This is a genomic window from Gammaproteobacteria bacterium (genome assembly GCA_013214945.1).
GTDB lineage: Bacteria > Pseudomonadota > Gammaproteobacteria > Enterobacterales > Psychrobiaceae > Psychrobium.
This window is the reverse complement of record JABSRT010000008.1, coordinates 102,032-123,898: the sequence shown is the minus strand read 5'-3', so window position 1 is coordinate 123,898 and position 21,867 is coordinate 102,032. Positions and strand designations below refer to the sequence as shown.

Here is a 21,867-nt window from a genome sequence, read left to right as displayed (position 1 = left end):
GTGCTTAGTGCTAATGGCCATGAGTTATCCGAATAAGCTACCTAACTTGCCTTTAAGCTTGTCTCCAAGTTTATCTCCGAGCTTGCCTTCAAGTTTTTCTTTAAGTTTGTCTTTCGCTTTTTGTTTTAATTTTTTCTTTTCGGCATCGAGTTTAGATTTAAGCGCCCCACTGGTGTCTAACCCGAACTTGGGCTTAGCAAAGGTACCTGTCACTTTCAATGGAATATTTAAGCCAGATAATTGATCATCAGTCGCGCCACCTTGACCTTTCAGCGAGCCGACAACAGTGACACCAAGTTTATAATTAATGGTTTCTTTAATAATGTTTGCTGTGCCAGCACCTTTTAAGCGTAATAACGGCGACAACATCGTTAAACGGGTATTGTTAAATACACCTTTGTTGATTTTAAAGGTACCGGTTAACGAAGAAAAATCAGTCTTTTGTTCGTCAGCCTGATTACTGTCAGACTTACCAGTAAGAGTCGCTTTGGCCGACCGAATTTTTTGCGCAATATTAATCCCATATAACGCGCCATCGCTAATGCTAAACTCACCGGCAGCCACTAGACCTGTTTTTAGTTTATTTGGAGATAATCCAGCGCCTTGTGCCGTCAGATTAAGTGCCGTTACCCCACTAACAATTTCCAATTGCGCCATATCTTTCATCAAAGGCAAAATTTGAATGCCTGATATTTTTTTAGTCACCTTATATTTATTACGGCCGTTGGCGTGGTCAACTAATGCGGTGACCTTAATTTGACCCTGATACAAATTAGCCGTCAATGGCGACAGTTGCGCTTTACCATTGGCAACAATAATCTTGCTGGTTATTTTATTTAGCGTTAAGCCCGAAGCTTTAAGACCGGCTAAAGCGAATGTGCCTTTAACATCAAGACCTAATAATGCACTAAGATCTGGTTCAGCATTGCCAGCATCACCCGTGTTGGTATTGCTGGTCGATGTATCGTCAGCAGTTGTAGCTGATTCGTCACCAAGGTAAGGTTGCAGATCCCAAACATTACCCACTAAGTCAAAGCGTATCTTAGTTGTTTTTGCTGGTACAACACTGGCCCAACCGGCTAATTCAAGTTGGTCAAGTTTAAACTCTAGCTCAGATAATTTTGCCAAGCCGCTGGCCAAGGTATAACTAACATTAGCGTTTAATGCAGCAGATATCGCCTGATTAGGTAAGCTGGCACCACTAAAGTCGGCGTTAAGTTTCATGTTATTGAGTTTAACTATGCTGATTGCCTGATCAACAAGCAAACTAGCGTCTAAGCTCACTGTACCTGCCAACTGGTCAGCCAAAGCCAGTTCAATCAACATCGATAACTCGGTTGGTTGGCCAAGCACAAATTCGCCGAGCGTTAATTGTTTGATCGTCGCTAACGTTTGAGTCTTCGCAGCGAGATCTTGAATTTCAATCACGGCGTTAGTAATGGCTACGCCGCCAAGACTCAATTGTTTAGGGCCGCTAGGGTCAGTTTCGTTATCCGTTGGTTGAACACTAGACTCGGTTTGTGCTGATTTAGCCGACATGCCGTCTAAGTTTGTGCGCCCATTAACCTTGGTGATCATATTAAGACGAAAACCGTCGAGCGTAACCAAGCCGATCTTGATTTGGCCAGACAATAAAGGTAGCAACTCAAGCGCGACTGACACTTGTTTAATTTCGAGTAAATTATCGCGATTAAAACCTTGGGGGTTCTGGAGATAAACTTCACTGGTTGTCACTCCCAGCGTAGGAAAGATACTCCAGCCAATATTACCATTTAATAACAAGTCACGATTAACAGCTTGCTTTACTTGCGCTTGTATTTGCGGTTTATATTCATTTGGGTCAACCACCATTACCACGGCGACGACAGCGAGAATTAACAGCACCACGAATGCCGCTAATACCTTAAAAAATGTTTTCATTCCAGATCCCTTTAAACGTTGATTTAACGATAAAATTGTAAACTATTATGCAAAGTAATAATCTAAAAATAGCATTTAATTTTAACGGTTCACATTTGATTAGTCGTACTAATATAGTGCTGTGTCTCCAAATACACTAAGACATGCAAAGTTAGACGCCTAAAAATAGCAATGTTGGCACAATATTAACAATGCTTTCACCGACATTTAAGCCACTTACAACACCAGTTAATCCCGCGCGCTCTAATTTGTTCTCTTCAATCAAAACCAATATGCATTTGATATAACAATATTAAATAAAACTAGTCTTAAAAAGACTATTAATATATTCTACGAGTAGAATGTAAATTCCATTCTTTAGTAGGTTACTGTGACAGGACGTTGTTTCACCTACCCGTCGCTACCCCCCTCTTATTATTGGATAAACTATGTCTGGCAATGTTGCACAAGATTTCGAAACCCTGCGCGAAGAAATTTCCTCTCGCTATAACACGCTTAGTCAAAGACTTCAGGTCATCGCTAGATTTTCGCTTGAACACCCGACCGATATGGCAATTGAAACGGTCGCAGTGATCTCTAAACGCGCAGAAGTTCAGCCGTCTTCACTGATCCGTTTTGCAAAAATATTTGGATATTCGGGCTTTAGTGAAATGCAAAAGGCCTTTCAATCGCGAGTAGTCGAACGTTCAGCCAGTTATAAAGAGCGGCTGAGAACGGTTGATAACGGTGCAATAAGTGATACTAACGCCCATCATTCGCTGTTGCAGCAATATTGCCAGTCAAATATAATTTCGTTGCAAGAGCTAGAAAAAAATATCACTCCACAAAGTCTAGAGCAAGCTATCGAGTTGCTCCAGGGTGCGGATAATATTTATATCATGGCGCAACGTCGTTCATTTGCGGTCGCAAACTATCTCAATTATGCATTAAATCATGCTAACTACCGGACTCATCTGCTCAGTAGTACCGGGGGCATGCTGTTTGAAGTCGCCAATAACATGCGGGCTAACGATGTTTTGATTGCAATCTCATTCCCGCCTTATTCACCAGAAACGGTCAAAGTAGTGGAAAATGCGAGAAAAATGAATGTACCCGTGATAGTCATTTCAGACAGTAAACTTAGCCCAATCGCAACAGGCGCTAAGATTTACTTTGAAGTACTTGATGCCGAGGTTCATAGTTTCCGCTCGTTAACATCATCGATGTGTATCGCACAGACACTCACCACGCTAATGGCACTGCAAAGCAAAGATGATTGAACTGATGTTTTTGTTTTAAAACGATGTAAATTACCTAGAGATTAGTGGCGTAAATTACGCCACTAATCATGGGATTATCAGCACTAAATCTCTAAAATTCTGACGTCTCTAATACCATTGCTATGCTAGGGCTGTGATCTTAAGGTAAGTCGGCTAGATTATTTGTGTTCAACTTTTTCTTTATCTTGAACATTTCCCTGCACTTTCTCTTGAACACTGTCTTGCCCCTTTATAATATCTCTTGTCTACAAAATAGCTGATACTAGCAAGTAGGCATGTGCTCATTTTGTACGAATCGTGCCCCTAAACATTAGATGATTTACGCTTTGCTTTCGACAAAATGAGTACCTCAGATTCACTAACGAATACTCAGGGCTTGCCTACAGTGCTCTTTATATTGCCTTCGAAGGATCTGAAAAGACATGCCTCAATCACTTAATATTGGAGGTTTTATGGCTTCTCATCTAGAAACAAATCAATACAGTGCTTTTGTCGGTATAGATTGGGCGAATGATAAACATGATATTTGTTTACAAGATCCGATCAATAACAAGCGAGAGTTTTCTATTATAAAGCATAATGTTGAAGATATTGAAACATGGGCTCTTACCTGAAAAAACGCTTTGGTGGTTTAATCGCAGTTGCTGTGGAGCTAACAAAAGGGCCAATCATCTATGCTCTACAACGGTATGAATTTTTGGTTATTGTACCGATAAATCCTACGACTTTATCTAAATATCGAAGCGCTTTTAAGCCTAGTAAAGCCAAGGACGATCCGACCGACGCCGAGATTGCTCTTGAATTAATGCTCAGATATCCAGAAATATTTACTCCATTAAAAATCCAGAGTTTAAATATACGAAAACTAATGTACCTCGTTGAAAAGAGAAAGAAATTAGTTAACGACAAACAACGTTTCGTTAATCAAATTATCAATAATTTAAAGCAGTATTATCCGCAAGCAATCGACTGGTTTCCTAAAAAGGAGACTAATATTTTTTGTAACTTTATATCGCGATGGCCAACCCTTCAACAAGCACAAAAAGCTCGTAGAGCGACGTTAAAATCCTTTTTTAATGACAACCATATCCGTAGCCATAATAAAGTTAAAGAGCGCATCAATGAGGTTAAAAGCGCATTACCATTAACCGATGATGAAGCTGTAATTGAGACACATTCCATGATTGTTTTGGCTTTAGTGGAAATAATTTCCATTCTAATGAAACACATAAAATGTTTTGATAAAAAGATTGCAGAGTTAATGAAAATATTACCAGATGCTAATTTGTTTGAAAATTTACCTGGGGCAGGTGTTTGCTATGCTGCGCGTTTACTCGTAGCCTTTGGTGAACAACGGGATCGATTTTCTTCTGCTAACGAGGTACAGCAATACTCTGGTATTGCACCAGTCACAGAACGCAGCGGCAATAAATGTTGGGTTCACTGGCGTTGGCAATGCTCAAAATTTTTACGTCAAACCTTTGTTGAATGGGCAGCCCATTCAATTTACAGTTCTTATTGGGCCAACATTTTTTATCAAAAAAAACGCGAATCAGGCTCCTCACATCAGGCTGCAGTAAGGGCTTTAGCGTTCAAATGGATCAGGATAGTTTACCGATGCTGGAAAGACCGAAAACCCTATGATGAAGTGAAATACCTCAACGCATTAAAAAAGCGTGGTTCACCTTTATTGAGTTGATTCAATCCTCAGGGCGTGAAGCGTTAACTTGGTCTTGATCAATGCCATCTCTAAAGAATGACCAGTAACAATATATCGCAAATCCTCCGCTAATCATTCCCCAAAATGATTCGTCATTTAACCATTCAAACACTGACCATAGCAGACAAAATGCGGTTACTGCGATTCGGCGCCATAACGGTTCAAAAAATATAATATCTTGTTGTTTCATCAGTTATTCTCTTTAAGCTTGAGCTTATACTTTAATCGTGAAATATATTATACCAATTGGTATTACTAATAATCAGGATAGATTGGTGTTTTTTTCTTATCTTGGTAAACGAGTTCCCACCACAAGTCACTGTATATCGTAGTAGCCGTTAGCGCTCGTAATGAAAGTATTCTCTTTAACTAAAAAGGAGCAGTATTACTGCCCCTTTTTATCACAATCTAAACCAGCTGCGCTAATTATGCACCTTTACCTCTTTTGCTTTGGCGATGTTGATCAACAACTACCGCTAAGACAATAATCGCGCCCTTAATGATGTCTTGATAATAGGCATCAATTCGTAAAAAGGTGAATCCTGATAACATAATGCCCAAAATCAATGCTCCAATGACTGTACCCAGAATACTGCCTCGGCCACCAGATAACGATACACCACCAATTACAGCTGCCGCAATAGCGTCAAGCTCGTACATCATGCCCATACCTGCCTGGGCAGTCTTAATCCGAGCTATCGCTACCATTGCTGCCAAACCAGCAAGCAAACCAGCGATCATATAAACTTTGATTAAATGAGCGCCAATATTAATACCAGAGACCTTGGCCGCTTGTGGGTTAGAGCCTATTGCATAGGTAAATTTACCAAAGCGGGTATAACGCATCACAATATGAAAGACGACCGCAACAACAAGAAAAATAACCACTGGCGCCCACCGGTTCATACCATTGCCAATCATCGCAAAACTTTCAGTAAAACCAGAAACCGGGCTACCATCAGTATACCAGCGCGCGACACCACGAGCCGATAGCATCATGCCCAATGTTGCTATAAATGGTGGAATATTAGTGCGAGCGATAAACCAACCGTTAATAAATCCAGCCGCCGTGCCAACAACCAAACCAACAATTAATGGAACAACGAAAGGTAAATCAACCAATGCTGGACTAATAATCTTAGGCCAATTAGCGTCTTGTGCAAAAGTCGCAGCAATCATCGCACTCATCGCGACCACAGAGCCAGACGACAAATCGATACCGCCAGTAATTATGACCTGAGTTACCCCAACAGCGATAATACCAATGATTGAAACCTGGAGAATAATAATTTGCAGTCTGCTGGTATTAGCAAGGAAACTTTGACCAACGATAAACCAGCCTAATAGTTCAAATAATGCTGCGATGCCTACTAATACTAATAAGATGTTAACTTCAGGTGGGTAACGTTTTTTTCTGACCGCTGCTTGGTCCGGTAGATCGGGAGCTATGGTTAAATTTTCCGTATTTATAGTCATTATAATTCATCTCAAAGTTGGATTTATCAGCACACAAGTGCTTTTAAACCACATCAATATTAAGGCCAATTAGTCTTGTAGCTAACTTAGCCAATTTATTTTTCTAATATTATTTTTATAATCGTCGTGATAACACAGCGATTGGTTACTACTGGGCTGCCAAGTCCATCACTTTTTGTGGTGTGGCATCTGCGCGATCAAGAATTCCGGTCATATGACCGTCATGCATAACCATAACGCGGTCACTCATTCCCAGCACTTCAGGCAGTTCTGAAGAAATCATAATCACGGCAACGCCTTTATGGGCTAATTGAGTAATTAAACCGTGAATTTCAGCTTTGGCACCCACATCAATGCCGCGGGTTGGCTCGTCAAGAATAAGGATCCTTGGGTTGGTCAGTAACCAACGCGCAATCAAAACTTTTTGTTGATTACCACCGGACAAATTTTCGATGCATTCCCACATATTAGGCGTTTTAACCCGTAGGGTTTTGCACAGCTGTTCGCACATTTCTTCAAGTTCTTTTTCTTTAACAAAACCAGCCCCTGTCACATAGTTATCGTGAATGGCAGCAAGTTGAGCATTTTCCTGAATATTAAGTGCTAAAAAGCAGCCTGTTTCCTTACGATCTTCAGTCAAAAATGCCATACCAAGCGCAATGGCGTCATGAGAGGCAGTAATATTGACCTGCTCGCCGGCAATTTCTATCGTGCCTGAGGTAGCCTGAGTAACACCAAAAATTGTTTCAGCAACATTAGAGCGACCCGAACCAACTAATCCCGCGATACCAAATATTTCCCCAGCACGGACATCGAAGCTAATATCATGAAACTTGCCTTCTAATGACAAATTTTTAACCGAGATTAACGTATCCCCCAGCTCAACCTCTTCTTTAGGGAACATTTGGGTTATTTCACGACCCACCATCATTTTAATGATTTCATCTCGGGTTACCTCTGATGAAGCGTAAGTCCCTATGTAATGACCGTCACGAAACACTGAGAATTCATCAGCTATTTCGTATAGTTCATCCATCTTATGCGTAATGTAGATTATGCCGATGCCTTGTTGGCGAAGATCGCGGATTATTTCAAATAAATGGCCAACTTCAGCTTCTGTAATGGCCGACGTTGGTTCATCCATAATCAAAACGTCAGCATTAAAAGACACCGCTTTGGCAATTTCGACCATTTGTCGATTGGCAACTGAGAGCTCACAGATTTCAGCATCAGGATCTAGCTTAATATTAAGCAGTTGAAATAAATCAACCGTTTGTTGACGCATCACAGCATGATCGATTAGCCCAAAGCGGTTAACGGGCTCGCGGCGGATCCAAATATTTTCGGCCACGGTCATTGAGTTCATTAGTAATAATTCTTGATGAATCATCGCGACACCCGCATTTTGAGCGTCCAGTGGCGTCAACATAGTAACCGTTTCACCCCGCAGTTTTATTTCGCCGGCATCAGGTTGATAGATTCCGGCGATTACTTTCATCAAAGTAGATTTTCCGGCACCATTTTCGCCCATAAGCGCATGTACGGTGCCAGGGCGTACTTTCAAACAGATATCATCTAAAGCCACCACCCCCGGAAATTCCTTGCGTGCATTGACAATTTCAAGCACATACTCATAGGGCTTATCTGTATTTTTTGACATCGCTTGCACTTCCGATCCGCTAATCATGATGTAACCTCCCATTTAAGCGTTAATAAATTAAGATTCTATTTCACTTCAAATTACTGTAAAAATTACAGGAATCATTAATCCGAAGCGCTTAAAACTTTTTTGTTTAACCTTTGATCTTGAATAACTTTAATTTCTTAAGCTTGAAAATGTCATTTACATACGTGCTAACATTAATAGCTGCTAAATTGAGAATTATTCAGCCATCATAAAACCTGTAACAAAATTAGAATAATTGTCTATTACGCTCAGTTCTTTATCCTAAAAAATGAGTATTGACGGACCCTAAATTAGTTAATGAAGCCAAACCCCGTGCTGGCGATTTGATTTATCGAGCTAGCTGTCACGAACTTACTAAAATTGCAGCTAATCCTAGCTACTTTCCTGTATCTGCCAACTCGACATGGAATTTTACTTCCAAATAAACCTCAAATGGAATTATAATTCCACTCTGTACTTTATAAAGCTCTTTGTCAACCACTTTTGCAGCCACAAACAGGGACAAAAAGGTGAGGTAGTTCTCATAAATCAAACTTTTATCTTAGTTTATCAAGCGCAAGTGAAACAAAATAGCCATTTAAACAACACTAATAACCTTTCTTTGTAATTAGAGCTTGTTAAAGCTCCTTTTGTTGGTATTTCATAGGCTAATCACAGCTTTACAGTCAAAGCTTGGCAGTACTATCTAACTTAATAGTGGTCACGTAACAGTTCACAACCGAATATATAAAGTCAGACTAAATATTCAATCAACTTATAAATGGAAAATTTATTCCATATGCGTCATTATATAAACATATATTCCACTTTCATTCCAAAAAATATCCATCAGCAATAAAAAAGCAGTGCTATTTGTTTAACAGAACAACAAATAGTGCTCAATGTGATGCCACTAATACCTAAATAAAACAACTTAAGCGTCGGCCCGAATAAACCGTAAGCAAACGAGTTATTAACAGGACCAGAATTACAGAACAGGTTCAGTACGAAGTTTATTAAAAATAACCTTAAATATGGGAAATCTACATGGATACAATTAATCAAATTATTGCCAGAGAAATATTAGATTCACGTGGTAATCCGACCGTTCAAGCCGACGTATTGCTCAAGTCTGGCATTATGGGGACGGCTTGCGCGCCATCAGGTGCATCCACAGGCTCTCGAGAAGCGCTAGAACTTCGAGATGGCGATGCTTCACGCTATAATGGCAAAGGTGTATTAAATGCAGTAGCATTCATCAATGGCATCATAAATGCAAAACTGCAAGGCATGGATCCTTTAAATCAACAAGCTATCGATCAAACGATGATTGAACTTGATGGCACCGATAATAAAGCGACGTTAGGGGCCAATGCCATTATTGCGGTATCACTGGCCGTTGCCAAAGCGGCCGCATTAACCACCGAACTGCCGCTTTATCAACATCTGGCCAATCTATACGGCAACGATAATCAACTATCCCTGCCCTTACCCATGATGAATATCATCAACGGTGGCGAGCATGCCGACAACAACATCGATATTCAAGAGTTTATGATTCAACCGGTCGGTGCGACCAGCTTTAACGAAGCACTGCGCATGGGTGCCGAGGTATTTCATCAGTTAAGAAATGTGCTTAGAACTCGAGGATTAAACACCGCTGTGGGCGATGAAGGTGGCTTTGCACCAGATCTCGCATCGAACGAAGAGGCGCTGATTGTAATTAAAGCAGCCGTCGAGCAAGCGGGATATCAATTAGGCAAAGACTTTACGCTCGCATTAGATTGTGCCGCCAGCGAATTTTACCGCGACGGAAAATATGTGTTGGCAGGGGAAGGTAAAAGCTACGATTCAACCGCTTTTACTGACTATTTAGCTCAGCTGTGCGAAAAGTATCCTATTGTCTCGATTGAAGATGGCATGGATGAAAATGATTGGCAAGGATGGGATATTTTAACCCAAAAATTAGGTGATGAAATTCAGTTAGTCGGGGATGATCTTTTTGTCACCAACACAAAAATACTCAAACAAGGCATAGATCAAAACATAGCTAATAGCGTGTTAATTAAATTTAACCAAATTGGTACCTTAACCGAAACCTTTGCGGCGATCAGGATGGCGCAAGATGCAGGTTATGCGGTGATCATATCACACCGTTCAGGTGAAACTGAAGATACCACCATTGCAGATTTAGCCGTAGCAACGTGCGCGGGGCAAATTAAAACAGGTTCGTTATCCCGCTCCGATCGGGTCGCCAAATACAATCGTTTATTACGCATCGAGCAACAACTCGCCACTAATGCCATTTATCAAGGCCGTACCGAAATATTTGGCCAAAAGGAATATAGCTAATGCGACAGCGTTTAATTATTGGTAACTGGAAAATGAATGGCTGCTTGACCCAAAATAGCGCGCTGTTAAGTCAACTACTCAACGAAACGAGCAAGATGGAGCATGTCGATGTGGTGGTTTGTCCGCCTTTCACTTATTTAAGCCAAGTCAGTCAGCAATTGTCATCGAGCAAGATAAAAATTGGTGCTCAGAATGTATGTGCTGCTAAGGCGGGTGCATATACCGGAGAAATTTCAACCACTATGTTAACAGACTTAGAATGCAGCTATGTACTGGTCGGACATAGTGAACGTCGTAGCATCTTGTTAGAAGACAATGAACAAGTTGCCGCTAAGTTTAAAGCGGCGCTCGATGCTGGATTAATCCCCGTGTTATGTGTCGGCGAAACACTAGCGCAGTACGAGGCTGGTGCAACACAAGCTGTAGTATCAAGCCAAATACAGGTCATCATTGATCGCGTTGGTGCAGCTCGATTTGCCGATGCCGTCATTGCTTATGAGCCAGTTTGGGCTATCGGTACCGGCAAAACAGCCACCCCAGAACAAGCTCAGCAAGTGCACGCGCAAATCCGTGCCCAACTAGCCAAGCATAGTCCTGATATTGCCAACGGCTTGCAGATTCTATACGGGGGCAGTGTCAATGCCAACAACGCGCACGATTTGTTGTCTCAAAATGATATTGATGGTGGCTTAATTGGTGGCGCCTCGCTCAAAGCGGATGCCTTCTTGCAAATTTGCCAAGTGAGTTAATCTTAATACTGGATAAAGGTTTAACAGCACAAAACTCAACATGTTAGTCGGCTGTTATTAGGACACGGCTAGTATGACTGCTAGTTATTCTGGGATTAATTTAGCTAGGCGTAATGCTGTCGTATATTAGTGCTTGCGGATAAGGGCTCGCGTTTTTGCTATAAATGATCGACAAGTAAAAGAATCGAGTTTGAGTTAACATAAGCAAGATAAAACGGCAATGAAGGGGCACACGAGATACAGGGCTATTACTCTGTATCTCGTGGTATAAGCATTATTATAGATTTAGTTTCTATTTAGGTAACTTGTGTAATTACCTGGCGTGACAAGTTCAAACGGGATCCAAACCTTTTGGTCAACCGCTTTGCCCATTGCTAGCTTAATTGCAGCATCAACAGCACCAGAGCCTTGCCCAGCAGCGTCTTGGAATACAGTAACGTCAAGATCACCGGCTTTCATTGCCGCTAATGCATCAGCCGTCGCATCAACACCTGCAATAATCACATCATCCATGCTACGGCCAGTTGCTTTAATGGCCTGAATTGCGCCAATCGCCATTTCATCGTTGTTGGCGATAACAGCATCGAATTGCACGCCAGATGACAACCAGTTGGTCATGATATTGTTCGCTTCGGTCCGTTGCCATTTAGCACTTTCTTCACCAACAATTTTCATCCCAGAACATTCTGGTAATGCGATGACATCGTGAATATCTTTAGTACGTTGCAGGCCAGTTTGATCGGTTAAAGCGCCCATTAAGACTAAAATATTGCCTTTACCTTTTAGTAATCGACAGACTTCTTTAGTTTGCATTGTGCCCGAATCAACTTCATTAGACGCGATAAAGGCTTGGTTATCAGGTAGGAAATCGACATTGATTGGCTGACGATTTAAATAAACTAACGGAATATTAGCCGCTGCAGCGGATTCACTAATAGAAACAGTAGCATCAGTATCTACGGCGCTGACAATAATTGCATCGACCTCTGAGGCAACAAAGTTTTGGACTTGATTAAACTGAGTACCAACCTCGTTTTTACCGTCTTCTATCTGCAGCTCGATACCCGCTTCTTTAGCATATTGTGAAATGCCGGTTCGCAGTAATGTCATAAAATTATCATCAAAAGTAGCCATCGCTACACCAATTCTTAACTCTTCAGCCATTACTGGAGTGGTAGTTATTAATGTAGTAAGCAATGCTGGGATCAATTTTTTCATGCTAGTCTTCCTCTATTTTGATTATTATTGAAAGTTAATTACATACCTAATATTCGTGCCATACTAAAAAATTTAGCGCCGACAACAGGTCATAAAACAATTTTTAATGCGTGGTGTATAAGCATACTACTGACTGTTTTACCGACCATAATTGAGGCCCTAACTTTATCTCTCACCATCAATATAGAATATAAAACCCAGAGAATCAACACATGGAATTAATATTCTGAATTAAATTTTATTGGCTTGTTTTTTGTTTGTTATATTCAACAAGCAGAAAAAATAGCGTAGTAGAATCAATAATTGATCCACATGTAGTCGGGTAATTCACGCCACAACAGCCTGTTAAGACTGACAAGTTAGCGCTAAATTTGAGCATTAATTGTGATGTAAGCAGGTAAAATAACAATGGCTTGGCGAAATGAGGTTAACAACAAGATTTAACAAAATGTTTTAACAAAATGTTTTAACAATGTGTTTTAAAAAAGTATTTTTAGAATGTATTTTTAGAGAGTATTTTAAGAGAGTATTTAAGATTTAGCATTTAGTGAACGTTCAAAAAGATCTTAGATTACAGCCACCTTACTCTCAGTAGCTTGTTGCTATGCATGGTGCTTTAATAGGCGCCAAGACGAGCTTAGCACCTAGGTTGTTTAACCAATAAATATCGCTAATTAGTTTTTATTCAAGTAGCTTTTGTAATTGCTTGGCGTAACAAGCTCAAACGGGATCCACACTTTTTGGTCAACCGCTTTACCCGTAGCAAGCTTAATCGCGGCATCAACAGCGCCAGCGCCCTGACCTGCTGCATCTTGAAATACTGTTACGTCAAGGTCACCCGCTTTCATTGCCGCTAAAGCATCTGCTGTTGCATCAATCCCAGCAATAATCACATCGTCCATGCTACGGCCAGTCGCTTTAATGGCCTGAATTGCGCCAATCGCCATTTCATCGTTATTGGCGATAACAGCATCGAACTGGACGCCAGATGACAACCAGTTGGTCATGATATTACTGGCTTGGGTCCGTTGCCATTTAGCACTTTCTTCACCAACAATTTTCATCCCAGAACATTCTGGCAATGCGATTACATCGTGAATATCTTTAGTACGTTGCAGGCCAGATTGATCGGTTAAAGCGCCCATCAATACCAAGATATTGCCTTTACCTTTTAGTAATCGACAAACTTCTTTAGTTTGCATTGTGCCAGAATCAACCTCATTAGACGCGATAAAGGCCTGATTATCCGGTAAGAAATCGACATTAATCGGCTGACGATTTAGATATACCAATGGAATATTAGCAGCGGCAGCAGATTCACTGATAGAAACAGTCGCATCGGTGTCTACCGGGCTAACAATGATTGCGTCGACCTCTGAAGCAATAAAATTCTGCACTTGGTTAAACTGGGTGCCAACCTCATTTTTACCGTCTTCTATCTGTAATTCAATTCCAGCTTCTTTACCATACTTTGAAATACCGGTTCGCAGCAAGGTCATAAAGTTATCATCAAAGGTTGCCATCGCAACCCCAATTCTTAACTCATCTGCCATTACTGGGCTTGCTGTGATCATTGTAGTAAGTAATGCAGGCAGGACTTTTTTCATTGTGGTGTTAATTTTAGTTTTGATTTTGATTTTAGTTTTCATTTTAGTCTTCCTTTATTGTGATTATTATATACACGTTATAACTTTTACTAAAAATCGATCTGTTAACCTAGGCGAACTGTTTGTCCACTTTTTACTGACTCAATACACGCTAACGCAATTTCAAGCGCCGCTTTCGCATCTGCACCCGTTGCACCTTTGTCTTGAGTACCACCTACCGAGTCAACAAAATTAGCCAACTGCGCCGTGTACGCGCCGATGAAATGATCAGCGTCTAAACGCCATGTATCATTTGAAACCCCTTCGGCATTATAGAGGGTCATGCTTGAACGACGTACATCGCCCATTTTAACCATGCCTTTAGAGCCAAATGCTTCTCCTCTAATGTCATAACCATAAAGTGCACTGAAATTTGCTTCAGCGACCGCAATAGCACCATTGTCGAAACGTACAGTCACCACAGCGGTATCTAAGTGGCCCTGCTCTTTAAAGTCAGGACGGATCAGCGCATCAGCCATCGCATGTACTTCAATTGGCTTGGCACCACGGTTTAACCATAATAAGGTGTCGAAATCATGGATCAGCGTTTCATAAAAAATGGTCCAATTTGGAATTTTTGCGGGGTCGCCATTAAAGGGACCCGGATCGCGCGTTACCGAGCGCAGTAACTGCGGTGTGCCAATTTTACCATCAACAATCGCGGCATAACCTTCGGCAAAAGATTGATCCCAACGGCGGTTGAAACCGACTTGTAAAATAACACCGGCTTTTTCAACCGCTTCAATCGCACTGTCTGCCTCTTCGAGTGTCAGCGCCATTGGCTTTTCACAGAACACGGCTTTGCCAGCTTCAGCAGCTGCTTTGACTAAATTGGTATGAAAACGTGCTGGCGTTGCAATAATCACCGCATCAATGTCTGGATTACTCAGCAATTCCATTGGATCGGTAGTTGCTATCGGGCAATTTAATTTTTGTGCGAGTGCTTGTGCCGCGCCCGGTGAAGGGTCAGCTATTGCCGCTAGATTAGCCTGGACTAAGCGACGAGCAATGGTTTCAGCATGGAATGAACCAATGCGTCCAGCTCCGATTAAGCCAACATTGATGATTTTTTTAGTGTTCATGAGTTCTCCAATTCAATAATTTTTATTGTTTTTTTATTGCTATATTTGATGACTAGACTTTATTGCCAAACTTTGTCGTCAGGCGTTATTAATAAATCTAGTTTTATAACGTATTAGATAAAGTGAATGCATTACGGAAACGCGTTAACGCTTGTTCATCATCACCAGATGCCCAACCTTCCAGGCCGATATTGCCGCGGTAACCAACGTCAAACAGTGCTTTCGCTATTGCTGGGTAATTGATTTCACCGGTACCAGGTTCGCAGCGACCAGGTACATCAGCCACTTGAATTTCGCCGATATACGGGGCACAACGCGCGATTAACTCAATCAGATTACCTTCGCCAATCTGAGCATGATATAAGTCAAGCATCATCCGAATTTGTGGTCGATTAACGCCCGCCACTAAATCCAGCGTATCTTGTGCTTTAGCAAACGGTACTCCAGGGTGATCAACAGCAGTATTGAGGTTTTCAAGTACAAATGTTACATCGTGTTTTTCAGCAAAATCAGCGAGTCGATTAAGCGTATCGTTTGCCTTTATCCACATCGCACCAGTCATTTCATGCATTGGCTGCACAGGTAACCCCTTATTGTCCAATCCAGTTCCGTGCAGGTTCAACCGAGGAATAGCCAACTCTTTGGCAACTGGAATTGACAGTTTCGCTGTCCGTAACAGTTCATCGGCACCTGCATCATCGGCGAGTGTTCCGGTGACGTAACCTGTCATTGACGAGAAAGTAGCACCGCTACCCGCCAGCGCTTTAATATCATGCTTAGTCCAATCCCAGATTTCGACTTCGAATCCAAGTTGATCTAGACGTTTAATGCGCTCTAAAACTGGATAATCACGAAAAATCATTTCGGCACAAACCGCCAGTGTAAATGGTTGGGTTGAATTATTAATTGTGTTCATTTCTTTCCTTAGTGTTATCTAACGTGATTGCTTTATGTTTTAGTTTTTGACTACGTACACCGTCACAAACTAATGGTGTAATGCCAGCCAATGCCATGTTGACCATTTCTGTTACCAACCTTGAACAAATGCCTTATATTCAGCTGGTTAAAACCACAAAGTTTATACTTTTATTGGTTGTAATTTTTATGCACCCGGTTGCAATTTGAGCTAATAATGCACTCGGGTGCACAATGTGTCAATCTAATATTTAGAAAATAAATTAGCCTTTAATCTGTGGCTAAGACCCACATCAACGTGCTTATTATCTAGACACTTAAAAACAAGACACACCTACAAGCCACTGATACTAAGATAAATACAATAATATGGCGTTCTCTAAGTTCCTTGTTCGTAGCAACAAAATCATCTTATTTATTAAGCTTAATATTTATAACGATTACGATCATTGCTAACGCTACCTAAGCTTAAATAGCTTGCAACCGGGAGCATAAACAATAAAAAGATGTATTTAGTGTTAATTGCAATTAGAATAGAAAACAACTCAGTAAAACGGCAAGTAATAAACAACTTTATGGCTAAAAAAACCAATACCACAAATGTAACGAATGCAGTAAATACCATGCCCGCAAAGAGTGCTAACAAGGTCACTGCTAGCGATGTTGCACTGCTTGCTGGGGTTTCAAAATGGACAGTGTCGCGTGCTTTTACCTCGGGGGCATCAATCTCGCCTGCAAGTCTAAAGCGGGTAAAAAAAGCCGCACAAGAACTCGGTTATCGCCCTAACCTACTTGCCCGTAGCCTGACCCAAAAGCGTTCTAACATTGTTGGTTTAGTGGTTGATGAGTTTACTAATCCCAACATACTGTTGGTGCTAAATGAAGTCACGAGTCAGCTTCAGCGTAAAGGTTACATAACCATGCTGATTAATATCAATGCTGATCACAGCTATGATGCTGCGTTAATGCTCGCTGATCAGTTTCAGGTTGATGGGGTGATTTTTTTGGGCGCAAACCTGCCAGAAGCTTTTGTCCATACCGTCAAAGACCTTCGTCATATCCCACTCATCGTGTTGTATCGCGACAGTGGTATTGCCGGCATTCAAGTGGTCAATACCGATGATTATCGAGGCGGCAAAGAAATTGCCGAATTGTTAGTACGCCAGGGACACCAAACATTTGCTTATATGCAAGGCCCGCCAAGTGACTCGACGCATTTAGAACGCATTGACGGCTTTAGAGATGGTCTTACCCGCCATGGTTTTCAGCTTGATTTGGTATTACACGCTGGTTCTTATCAACGCCAAGCGGGTTTCGACACCTTAACTAATCATCTGACAAGTTCAGATCATGGCTCAACGATTGACGCGATGTTTTGTGAAAATGATAATCTTGCGGTAGGTTCAATTGACGCGATTCGTCACTGTGAGCAGCCAGTTGATATCGCCATTGTCGGTTTCGATGGTATCGAGCTTGGCGCGTCGACTAGCTACAACCTTTCGACCTATCAGCAACCCATCGCACAATTGGCCGCTGAAGCTATTCGTCGACTCGAAAATGACGAGCAAGATCACGATAAATATATTGCGCCGGGTAAATTGATTGTGCGAACGTCGCATCTTAAACGACGATGATTCGGCCCGCTCAGACCCATTTTTGCAATAAAATAACCGACGCTTAAATATATTAAGCGACTATATTCCAATTTATCGCGATGTTTTTGGCATCGCGTTATTAATCAAAATACAATTCGACAGCCATTAACTTTTTTATTTACACCCTAGCACTCACTACTACAACTAATTGTTTATACGAATAATTTAATTATTTCGCGTTAAAACAATCGCCGTGATAATGTGTTGTTGAGCGTCACAGGCGCTGCACAATTAGGCCTTAATGATAAATTAAACAATCCCCTAACCAAATATATACATTCTAAACGTTGCTTTTCTGGAATACACATTCTATGATTGCGATAACGTGAATAGTTAGTTCAGTTGACGATCAAAGCTTACTAATTGATTTGTGAACGCTTAATTAAATCTCAGAAGGAATTTATATTTTATGCAAACTGAAAAACATTTAGATGTCATTTGTCTGGGCCGTGCCGCTGTTGACCTTTATGGTGAACAAATAGGCAGTAAACTTGAAGATATTTCATCGTTTAGCAAATCATTAGGTGGTTCGTCAGGCAATATTGCATTTGGTACCGCGCGCTTGGGTTTAAAATCAGCGATGTTAACGCGCGTTGGTGACGAGCAGATGGGTAACTTCGTGCGCGAAGAATTAGCACGCGTAGGCTGTGATGTTAGCCACGTGGTAACAGATCCTAAGCGCTTAACGGGTCTGGTTTTGTTGTCGATTAAAGATAACGACAGCTTTCCGTTATTATTTTATCGTAATGACTGTGCTGACATGGCGGTTGATGCCAGCGATTTTAGCCCTGAATATATTGCATCAAGCAAATCATTACTCATTACCGGTACTCATTTTTCGACCGAGCAAACCAATGCAACCAGCTTAAAAGCAATTGAATACGCCAGAGCTGCAGGTACTAAGGTCATTTTAGATATCGATTATCGCCCGGTACTTTGGGGCTTAACTGGCTTAGGCGAAGGTGATAACCGCTTCGTATCTAACGACTCGGTTACCCAGCATTTATTGTCAATTTTACCTTTATGTGACTTAATTGTTGGTACTGAAGAAGAAATTCATATCGCGGCTGGCAGTACCGATACCATTGCCTGTTTACGAAAAATTCGTGAAATAAGTAATGCTGAAATAGTCGTTAAACGTGGCGCATTAGGTTGTTCGGTATTCGATGCTGCTATTCCTGATACGCTAGATGAAGGGCATACAACCTACGGCGTGCAAGTCGATGTACTTAATGTGCTTGGCGCTGGCGATGCATTTTTAAGTGGCTTCTTACGTGGTTGGTTACGTGATGAAAGTTACGAAAAATGTTGTGCTTATGCCAACGCTTGTGGTGCCTTGGTCGTATCACGCCATGGCTGTGCACCGGCTATTCCATCAGCTGAAGAATTAGACAATTATCTAGCACGTCAGCATACGATTGCCCGCCCTGATTTAGACCCTGAGCTTAATCACTTGCATCGCGTGACCACTAGAACACCTGCCCGCTGGGATGAACTGTGTATTTTAGCCTTTGATCATCGTAAGCAATTTTATGATATGGCACGCGAAGTTAATGCAGATCCTACCCGGATCAGTAAACTAAAACAGCTTTTAGTAACGGCCGCAACACAAGGCTCACAAAGTGCTGATTTTAATAACTACCAAGCCGGTGTACTTATCGATGATACGTACGGTCAAGATGCGCTTAACCAAGTTACGGGTCGCAATTGGTGGATCGGTCGCCCGGTTGAACAGCCTAGTTCACGTCCAATCGAACTTGAAGGTGGTCGTTCAATTGGTAGCCGTCTTAAAAGCTGGCCTAAAGAACACATTGTTAAATGTTTAGTGTTCTTTCACCCTGCAGACGAAATCAACCTGCGCTTAGCACAAGAACGCCAAGTGATTGAATTATATAAAGCGTGTTGTATTAGTGGTCATGAGTTATTACTTGAAATTATTCCGCCAGCAGACATGTCGCAAGACGACAGCACCGTATTGCTTGGCATGGAACGCTTTTATAATTTAGGTGTTCAACCCGATTGGTGGAAATTACCAGCGCCAACCACTTCGGCATGGCAACACATAACAAATCTAATCGAGCAGCGTGCTCCGCACTGTCGTGGTGTGATATTACTGGGATTAGACGCGCCATTAAGCGAGCTTGAAGCGGCATTTAAAGCCAGCGCTGACTTCCCAATTTGCAAGGGTTTCGCAGTGGGTCGCTCAATTTTCAGTAGCCCAAGTAAAGATTGGCTCAAAGGCGATATCGATGACAATGAGTTTATTGCTCAAGTGAAGCACAATTATTTGCGCCTGGTTAATGCTTGGCACAACCGTAAAGCATAAGGAAGGAAGTACGATGACGACTATACGTTTAACAGCCGCTCAAGCGTTAATTAAGTACTTGCAACAGCAGTACTTAGCAACAGATGGCCAAGTTGATGCAATTTTCAGCGGCGCTTTTGCAATCTTTGGCCATGGTAATGTTGCAGGTCTTGGTGAGGCATTATATCAGGAACGTGAAACCTTCCCAACATACCGAGCGCACAACGAACAAGGTATGGCCCATGCTGCCATTGCATTTGCCAAACAGCATAACCGCCAGAAAATGATGATGTGTACGACATCAATCGGCCCAGGTGCCACCAATATGGTAACCGCAGCAGGCTTAGCGCATGTAAATCGTTTACCGGTGTTATTTGTACCGGGTGATACATTTGCCAACCGCACGCCTGATCCGGTATTGCAGCAGATCGAATGTTTTGGCGACCCGACAGTTTCGGTCAATGATTGTTTTAAGCCAGTCAGCCGTTATTTCGATCGCATTAATCGCCCTGAGCAGTTAATCAATAGCTTACCAGTGGTGATGCAGACGTTACTCGATCCTGTAAATTGTGGCCCGGTTACCTTAGCAATGCCGCAAGATGTTCAGGCGATGGCATTTGATTATCCGGTTGAGATGTTTGAAAAACGTGTTCATCGCATTCGTCGTCCTGGTATTGACGCCGTTGAACTCGAGCAAGTTATTGCTTTATTACGTCAATCGACCAAACCACTGATTATCGCAGGCGGTGGTGTTCAGTACTCACTGGCCACCGAGGTGTTGGCAGAATTTGCAACGACCCATAAAATCCCCGTTGCCGAAACTCAGGCTGGCAAAGGTAGTCTTAATTGGACCAACCCTTATGCTGTTGGCGGCATCGGTGTTACAGGTAGTCAGGCAGCCAATACGTTGGCTGCAGAAGCTGATTTAATTATCGCTATTGGTTCTAGATTACAAGATTTCACCACCCAATCACGAACCTTTATTAACGATAAACCAAATAAGTTGGTTCAAATTAATGTTGGCCAGTTTGACGCCAACAAGCACAATGCAATGCCACTGCAAGCCGATGCAAAAACTGCATTGCAGCAACTTTCAGCGGGGTTAAAGGGCTGGGAGTCAGCGCCACAGTGGAGCGAGCGAATTGATCACGTTAATCAACTGTGGCGTGGCGTTTATGAAGTGGCTACCGCCACTTCTGATGCCCTGCTACCAAGTGACGCTCAGGTATTAGGCGCGGTTAAACGTCAATCGGATCCACGTGATGTCGTGGTATGCGCCGCCGGTGGTTTACCGGGCGAATTGCACCGTCTATGGCGTTGTGATGACAGTAAAAGTTACCATGTCGAATATGGCTTCTCTTGCATGGGTTATGAAATAGCCGGTGGTCTTGGGGTTAAAATGGCCAGTCCAGATCGTGACGTTTTCGTTGTCGTTGGTGACGGTTCGTACATGATGATGAACTCTGAAATTGCGACATCAGTCATGATGGGTCAAAAAATTATCATCATCGCACTCGACAATCGTGGCTATGGCTGTATTAATCGTCTGCAAATGGAAACGGGCAATGAACCTTTCAATAACTTGTTAGAAGATTGCTATACCGCTGAACAAGGCGCACCAAAACTCGATTTCGCCGCGCACGCTAAAGCAATGGGCGCGCTCGCTGAATCGGTTAGTTCAATCGCGCAATTAGAACAAGCAATTAAGCGAGCTAAGTCAGCAGATCGCAGCTACCTAATTGCGATTGATACCGACCCTTATATTCTGACCGATAATGGTGACTCATGGTGGGATGTTGCTATTCCAGAAGTATCTGTTAGTGACAAAGTAGCAACGCAACAACAGAATTACCAACAGCATAAAAACAATCAACCTTATTAATTTTTGATGATAGCGGTCATGT

General features: G+C 42.0%; 14 protein-coding genes and 1 pseudogene. 7 read left to right on the top strand and 8 right to left on the bottom strand.

What is annotated here, in order from left to right; translation table 11 throughout:
• Positions 1-24 precede the first annotated feature (24 nt).
• Positions 25-1,920 carry an AsmA family protein gene (locus tag HRU23_07970; protein ID NRA54065.1) on the bottom strand — a complete coding sequence of 632 codons (1,896 nt, stop codon included), beginning with the start codon at positions 1,918-1,920 and terminating at the stop codon, positions 25-27.
• Positions 1,921-2,348: 428 nt separating this feature from the next.
• Here HRU23_07970 and HRU23_07965 point away from each other — a divergent pair, with 428 nt between their 5' ends.
• On the top strand, positions 2,349-3,179 hold the full coding sequence (locus HRU23_07965; protein ID NRA54064.1) for a MurR/RpiR family transcriptional regulator: 831 nt from the start codon (positions 2,349-2,351) through the stop codon (positions 3,177-3,179).
• A gap of 452 nt (positions 3,180-3,631) precedes the next feature.
• Positions 3,632-4,878, top strand: a pseudogene (locus tag HRU23_07960) (IS110 family transposase).
• Between the two features lies 1 nt (position 4,879).
• Here the strand turns inward: HRU23_07960 and HRU23_07955 are convergent.
• The 3 genes from HRU23_07955 to HRU23_07945 all read right to left on the bottom strand — a co-directional run bounded on the left by HRU23_07955 (position 4,880) and on the right by HRU23_07945 (position 8,062).
• The gene (locus HRU23_07955) at positions 4,880-5,089 is read right to left on the bottom strand and encodes a hypothetical protein (GenBank protein NRA54063.1); all 210 of its coding nucleotides are present in this window, start codon (positions 5,087-5,089) and stop codon (positions 4,880-4,882) included.
• Positions 5,090-5,325: 236 nt separating this feature from the next.
• Positions 5,326-6,375, bottom strand: a complete 1,050-nt coding sequence (locus HRU23_07950) for an ABC transporter permease (protein NRA54062.1) — start codon at positions 6,373-6,375, stop codon at positions 5,326-5,328.
• 148 nt (positions 6,376-6,523) lie between these two features.
• Positions 6,524-8,062: a sugar ABC transporter ATP-binding protein gene (locus HRU23_07945; protein NRA54061.1), complete on the bottom strand. Its 1,539-nt coding sequence runs from the start codon at positions 8,060-8,062 to the stop codon at positions 6,524-6,526.
• Positions 8,063-9,088: 1,026 nt separating this feature from the next.
• Between HRU23_07945 and eno the strand changes: the two genes are divergently transcribed.
• Positions 9,089-10,393: a phosphopyruvate hydratase gene (gene eno / locus HRU23_07940; protein ID NRA54060.1), complete on the top strand. Its 1,305-nt coding sequence runs from the start codon at positions 9,089-9,091 to the stop codon at positions 10,391-10,393.
• Positions 10,393-11,142 (top strand): triose-phosphate isomerase, encoded by a 750-nt coding sequence (locus HRU23_07935; GenBank protein NRA54059.1) that lies wholly within the window; start codon positions 10,393-10,395, stop codon positions 11,140-11,142. Before eno ends, HRU23_07935 begins: the two co-directional genes overlap by 1 nt.
• Before the next feature lie 285 nt (positions 11,143-11,427).
• Here the strand turns inward: HRU23_07935 and HRU23_07930 are convergent, their stop codons facing one another.
• The 4 genes from HRU23_07930 to HRU23_07915 form a co-directional block, all read right to left on the bottom strand.
• The gene (locus tag HRU23_07930; protein NRA54058.1) at positions 11,428-12,360 is read right to left on the bottom strand and encodes a sugar ABC transporter substrate-binding protein; all 933 of its coding nucleotides are present in this window, start codon (positions 12,358-12,360) and stop codon (positions 11,428-11,430) included.
• Between the two features lie 674 nt (positions 12,361-13,034).
• Complete coding sequence (locus HRU23_07925) at positions 13,035-13,967, bottom strand: sugar ABC transporter substrate-binding protein (GenBank protein NRA54057.1); 933 nt, start codon at positions 13,965-13,967, stop codon at positions 13,035-13,037.
• A gap of 104 nt (positions 13,968-14,071) precedes the next feature.
• Positions 14,072-15,088 carry a Gfo/Idh/MocA family oxidoreductase gene (locus tag HRU23_07920; GenBank protein ID NRA54056.1) on the bottom strand — a complete coding sequence of 339 codons (1,017 nt, stop codon included), beginning with the start codon at positions 15,086-15,088 and terminating at the stop codon, positions 14,072-14,074.
• A 103-nt stretch (positions 15,089-15,191) separates the two neighbouring features.
• Complete coding sequence (locus HRU23_07915; GenBank protein NRA54055.1) at positions 15,192-16,004, bottom strand: TIM barrel protein; 813 nt, start codon at positions 16,002-16,004, stop codon at positions 15,192-15,194.
• 622 nt (positions 16,005-16,626) lie between these two features.
• On the opposite strand from HRU23_07915, the gene HRU23_07910 reads away from it, so the two are divergent.
• From HRU23_07910 to iolD, 3 genes are all read left to right on the top strand, one after another.
• Entirely contained in the window at positions 16,627-17,637 is a 1,011-nt protein-coding gene (locus HRU23_07910) for a LacI family DNA-binding transcriptional regulator (GenBank protein NRA54054.1), read from the top strand.
• Between the two features lie 430 nt (positions 17,638-18,067).
• Positions 18,068-19,984, top strand: a complete 1,917-nt coding sequence (gene iolC / locus HRU23_07905; protein NRA54053.1) for a 5-dehydro-2-deoxygluconokinase — start codon at positions 18,068-18,070, stop codon at positions 19,982-19,984.
• A 13-nt stretch (positions 19,985-19,997) separates the two neighbouring features.
• Positions 19,998-21,845, top strand: coding sequence for a 3D-(3,5/4)-trihydroxycyclohexane-1,2-dione acylhydrolase (decyclizing) (gene iolD / locus HRU23_07900; protein ID NRA54052.1), 1,848 nt, complete (start codon positions 19,998-20,000; stop codon positions 21,843-21,845).
• Positions 21,846-21,867 lie beyond the last annotated feature (22 nt).

What these genes read in the sequence shown, in the direction of transcription:
- HRU23_07930 (NRA54058.1), bottom strand. Translation starts at nt 12,360, where the DNA reads ATGAAAAAATTGATCCCAGCATTGCTTACTACATTAATAACTACCACT.
- HRU23_07950 (NRA54062.1), bottom strand. Translation starts at nt 6,375, where the DNA reads ATGACTATAAATACGGAAAATTTAACCATAGCTCCCGATCTACCGGAC.
- eno (NRA54060.1), top strand. Translation starts at nt 9,089, where the DNA reads ATGGATACAATTAATCAAATTATTGCCAGAGAAATATTAGATTCACGT.
- HRU23_07935 (NRA54059.1), top strand. Translation starts at nt 10,393, where the DNA reads ATGCGACAGCGTTTAATTATTGGTAACTGGAAAATGAATGGCTGCTTG.
- HRU23_07955 (NRA54063.1), bottom strand. Translation starts at nt 5,089, where the DNA reads ATGAAACAACAAGATATTATATTTTTTGAACCGTTATGGCGCCGAATC.
- HRU23_07910 (NRA54054.1), top strand. Translation starts at nt 16,627, where the DNA reads ATGCCCGCAAAGAGTGCTAACAAGGTCACTGCTAGCGATGTTGCACTG.
- iolD (NRA54052.1), top strand. Translation starts at nt 19,998, where the DNA reads ATGACGACTATACGTTTAACAGCCGCTCAAGCGTTAATTAAGTACTTG.
- HRU23_07915 (NRA54055.1), bottom strand. Translation starts at nt 16,004, where the DNA reads ATGAACACAATTAATAATTCAACCCAACCATTTACACTGGCGGTTTGT.
- iolC (NRA54053.1), top strand. Translation starts at nt 18,068, where the DNA reads ATGCAAACTGAAAAACATTTAGATGTCATTTGTCTGGGCCGTGCCGCT.
- HRU23_07945 (NRA54061.1), bottom strand. Translation starts at nt 8,062, where the DNA reads ATGATTAGCGGATCGGAAGTGCAAGCGATGTCAAAAAATACAGATAAG.
- HRU23_07970 (NRA54065.1), bottom strand. Translation starts at nt 1,920, where the DNA reads ATGAAAACATTTTTTAAGGTATTAGCGGCATTCGTGGTGCTGTTAATT.
- HRU23_07925 (NRA54057.1), bottom strand. Translation starts at nt 13,967, where the DNA reads ATGAAAAAAGTCCTGCCTGCATTACTTACTACAATGATCACAGCAAGC.
- HRU23_07920 (NRA54056.1), bottom strand. Translation starts at nt 15,088, where the DNA reads ATGAACACTAAAAAAATCATCAATGTTGGCTTAATCGGAGCTGGACGC.
- HRU23_07965 (NRA54064.1), top strand. Translation starts at nt 2,349, where the DNA reads ATGTCTGGCAATGTTGCACAAGATTTCGAAACCCTGCGCGAAGAAATT.